Source organism: Phytoactinopolyspora endophytica, assembly GCF_004138495.1.
GTDB classification, from domain to species: Bacteria; Actinomycetota; Actinomycetes; order Jiangellales; family Jiangellaceae; genus Phytoactinopolyspora; species Phytoactinopolyspora endophytica.
Genome location: NZ_ML142859.1, coordinates 42,365 through 45,981 on the forward strand (window position 1 = coordinate 42,365; position 3,617 = coordinate 45,981).

General features: G+C 69.1%; 6 protein-coding genes. 2 read left to right on the top strand and 4 right to left on the bottom strand.

The window, feature by feature from the left end; translation table 11 throughout:
- Together ELR45_RS41175 and ELR45_RS20360 are read right to left on the bottom strand one after the other, a co-directional pair.
- A partial coding sequence (locus ELR45_RS41175; RefSeq protein ID WP_240759924.1) for an LLM class flavin-dependent oxidoreductase occupies positions 1 to 602 on the bottom strand: 602 nt, incomplete at its 3' end.
- 80 nt (positions 603 to 682) lie between these two features.
- Entirely contained in the window at positions 683 to 1,564 is an 882-nt protein-coding gene (locus ELR45_RS20360; RefSeq protein ID WP_129668001.1) for an enoyl-CoA hydratase, read from the bottom strand.
- 215 nt (positions 1,565 to 1,779) lie between these two features.
- On the opposite strand from ELR45_RS20360, the gene ELR45_RS20365 reads away from it, so the two are divergent.
- Positions 1,780 to 2,244 carry a MarR family winged helix-turn-helix transcriptional regulator gene (locus tag ELR45_RS20365; protein ID WP_165367962.1) on the top strand — a complete coding sequence of 155 codons (465 nt, stop codon included), beginning with the start codon at positions 1,780 to 1,782 and terminating at the stop codon, positions 2,242 to 2,244.
- A 178-nt stretch (positions 2,245 to 2,422) separates the two neighbouring features.
- Positions 2,423 to 2,641 (top strand): hypothetical protein, encoded by a 219-nt coding sequence (locus ELR45_RS35575; protein WP_165367963.1) that lies wholly within the window; start codon positions 2,423 to 2,425, stop codon positions 2,639 to 2,641.
- Positions 2,642 to 3,041: 400 nt separating this feature from the next.
- Here ELR45_RS35575 and ELR45_RS42145 read toward each other — a convergent pair whose 3' ends face one another.
- Both ELR45_RS42145 and ELR45_RS35580 read right to left on the bottom strand, forming a co-directional pair.
- Positions 3,042 to 3,167, bottom strand: a complete 126-nt coding sequence (locus ELR45_RS42145; protein ID WP_276320710.1) for a hypothetical protein — start codon at positions 3,165 to 3,167, stop codon at positions 3,042 to 3,044.
- A 94-nt stretch (positions 3,168 to 3,261) separates the two neighbouring features.
- The coding region (locus ELR45_RS35580) for an isochorismatase family protein (RefSeq protein ID WP_165367964.1) at positions 3,262 to 3,617 on the bottom strand (356 nt) is incomplete at its 5' end.

Here is a 3,617-nt window from a genome sequence, read left to right on the forward strand (position 1 = left end):
GACGCCAGCGTGCCGCCGACCCCGACCCAGATCGGCAGCTCGTCCTGCATGGCGCGGGGACCGATGTCGGCCTGGTCGAGCGGCGGACGGAACTGCCCGCTCCACGTCAACGGGTTCCGGTCGCGGATCTTGAGGAGCAGGTCGAGCTTCTCGCGGAACAGGTCGGCGTAGTCGGCCAGGTCGTAGCCGAAGAGTGGGAACGATTCGGTGTAGGAACCGCGGCCGGCGATGATCTCGGCCCGCCCGCCGGAGAACTGGTCGAGGGTGGCGAATTGCTCCCACACACGGACCGGGTCGTCTGAGCTGAGGACGGTGACCGAGCTGGTCAGGCGAATCCGCTCGGTGGCCTCGGCGGCCGCCGCGAGAACCATCGGTGGGGCGGACCCGACGAAGTCGGTCCGGTGGTGCTCGCCGGCCGCGAACAGGTCCAGGCCGACCTGGTCGGCCAGTCGGGCTTGCTCGATGGTCTCCCGTGCGCGCTGGTGCGCCGAGGGTAGCCGGCTGGTGCGCGGGTCCTCGGTGATCTCGACGAACGTCATGTGACCAATCTCGAACGGCGACCTCTGTGCGGGGGCGGCCGCGTGGCCAACATCGTCACTCATGGTGGGACTTCCTTTCAATGATCTTTGCTCGGGCGGAACGCTCGGGCGGGGGGAGGTGGAACTCGATCCGCGGCGGTGTGTCACACGTCGGTGTCGGGCAGGCCCCACAGCTCCCGGGTCAGGGTGAACCCGGCGGGGTCGATGTAGGCGCCGTCGTGCTTGATCCGGCTGTGCGCGTGCCCGAGAGTGTGCAGATGGAAGGCCGCCTGGACGGCATTCCACTGGCCCTGGATGTCCAGGGTCTGGTTGACGGCCTTCTTGGCCGCCTTCAGGCCGGCGGTCGGACGCGCGGCGATCCGCTCGGCGAGCTCGAGCGCGGAGCTCTCTAGTTCGTCGCACGAGACGACACGGCTGACCATGCCGAGGTCCTTGGCCTCTGACGCCGTGACGACGTCACCGGTGAGCAGGATCTCCTTCGCCTTGCGAGCGCCGAACTCCCACGGGTGCATGAAGAGCTCGACCTGCCCGATGCCGAACGCGGTGACCGGGTCTGCGAAACGCGTGTCGTCACTGGCCACGATCAGGTCGGCGGGCCACATGACCATCATGCCGCCGGCCAGGACCCGTCCCTGCACAGCGGCGATCACGGGCTTGGGGAAGTTGCGCCAGCGCCAGTGGAGCTGGAGGAAGACCTCCTCCTCCCAGGCCATGTCACCCTCCACGCCGCCGAGGCCGAATCCGCCCTCGAGGGTGACCTGGGCCATGCCATGAGTGCTGAACAGGGCCTCCACGTCGTGCCCGATCGAGAAGTCGTCCCCCTCGGCCGCGAGCACGAGCACCGAGATCGAGTCGTCGGCGCCGGCACGCCGGTAGGCGGCGTCGAGCTGGTACAGCAGATGTACGTCCTGCAGGTTGCCCTGCTCGGACCTGGTCAGGGTGGCGCGGGCGACTCGCGGGGCGGGCACGTCGTAGGTCACGCGCTCGCCGAGCTCGACGGGTTCGTGCAGCGGGTTCGTGGGCATATCGGTCCTCCTGTGAACGGCCCCTTAGGTGGAGGGGCGGGCGCGACGCTGACTGGTGGCCGCGCTGTGGGCTATCAGTAGACACTAAGATGTCTGCGCAGGCAAATATTCCTCGCCGTCAAATTGTCTGCGCCCGCAGGTGGTCTCGGTCAGGTACTGCCTGCGCAGGCACACTCTGCAATGGTCGCGCCTTCCGGGCCGGTATGGTTCGTGGCATGACGACACCGCGCCTCTCGGCGCTCGAGGATGACGCGTGGCAGGGGTTCCTGTACGCGCACGACGGCATCTGGCGCGAGATCGAGGCCGGGCTCGCGCCTCTGAACGTAAGTATGGCCGAGTACAGCGTGATGTCGCTGCTGGGCAGGGCGGGCCGCAAGGGGATGCGGATGTCCGAGCTCGCGAAGCGCCGCGTGATGTCCACGGGCGGCTTCACCCGGATGGCGGACCGGCTCGAGCGCCAGGGGCTCATCGAGCGCCGTCGGGCCGCCGAGGACGGGCGCGGCTACGTCGCGGTGCTGACGGGGGAGGGGCGCACCCTCCTGCGCAAGGCGTGGCGGCAGCAGTACGGTGACCTGCGGAGGCTGTTCCTCGACCGCCTGGACGAGGACGACCTGCGCGACCTGTCGCGCGTCTGGGCGAAACTCGACCTGGCCAGCGAGGACCCAGCGAGCAGCTCCTGACGGGCTGCGCACTCGCGCAAGTGCGCACACGGCCTGGGCCGTGGCGGCCCGATATACGGATGCGGCCGCGATCGTCCGTCTGGATTCCTCGGGGAGCCACGGTGGCCCCGCGACCTTGACCGGGCACGTGCCGTGGTCCTCGGCATCGACAACGTGGGCGTCGGCCGTCTTGACCTTCTTGGTCCGGCGAAGATCGACGCGTTCGCTGCCGCATGCCGAGACTCCGGGCGCCCCCGGGGGGATCCTCATCAATGATGCGGGCTTCCCCGGTGGACCGGAGATCAGCCGCGACGCGCGTGGCTACGAGGTGCAGTTCGCGGTCAACCACCTGGGACACTTCCAGTTCACCTGCGGTCTGTACCCGCCCTCCGGGCGGCCAGCGGAGCCCGAGTCGTGAACACCAGCCCGGGGGCGCAGCGGAGGTCGGTCACTCTGTGGGGATGCCCCGCAATTCACGTCCCGTGACTACGACCCGGCCATCGCCTACGTGCAGTCCAAGAGCGTGAACGTCCTGTTCGCCGTCGAGGCCGACCGTCGCTGGCCGCCGAGGCCGTCCGCTCGTACGCCGCCCCGGCGTCGTCGCCACCACGCGGTTCAACAGCTCGGCGGGCGTGGAAGCCCAGCGCGCGATGGCCTGATCGACGCGGTGGGCAAACCGATCGTCGACCCTGAGCGCGCGAGGAAGGCGACGGTGTTCGGCGCGACCAGCCCGGCGCTCGACCGCATCGGCGGCGTCTACCGCTCCCATCACGCACGATGGCGCGGTCATCCGGGCCGCACGTCGTCGGACTTGAAGGTCAGGACTTCGTGGCGCGGTAGCGGAGACCGTCGACGAGCAGCGCGACCCGGCGTTCGGCGCGGACCGGGGAGGCGCCGGGGCCGGGCTGGCTGAGTGCCGCGACCGCGTGGAGGGAACCGACCACTCCGAAGACCGCCGGACCGAGGGAAAGGAGCGGACCACGAGACGGCCGGCAAGTCAGGCCGGCCGACTCGTCCCGCGCGATCCGGGTGAACGTGCTACTTCTCGGCGAAGGCGCGAACGCTCGTGGTGTGCGCGTTCAGGTGATTCCAGGAGGGAAGGTGGTCATAGATCACCTTCGCGAAGCCGGCGGCGTACTTCTCCTCGGTCCAGGAGCGCAGTAGCTCGGAGCCGACGGCTAGCCAGTTGATCGGGATCGCGCCAGCCTGGATCAACCGCTGCAGCGCGTAGTCGTGGGTCTCCTTGGTGGTCGCGGCCGACGCATCGACGACGGCGTACACCTCGTAGCCCTTGTTCAACGCGGTCAGAGCGGTGAACGTGAGGCAGACGTCGGTCTGGACACCCGCCATGATCAGCTTCGTTCGGCCGGTGCCGTCGACCGCGTTGGCGAAGC

Coding starts and splice junctions, on each gene's coding strand:
- ELR45_RS20360 (WP_129668001.1), bottom strand. CDS start 1,564: ATGCCCACGAACCCGCTGCACGAACCCGTCGAGCTCGGCGAGCGCGTG.
- ELR45_RS20365 (WP_165367962.1), top strand. CDS start 1,780: ATGACGACACCGCGCCTCTCGGCGCTCGAGGATGACGCGTGGCAGGGG.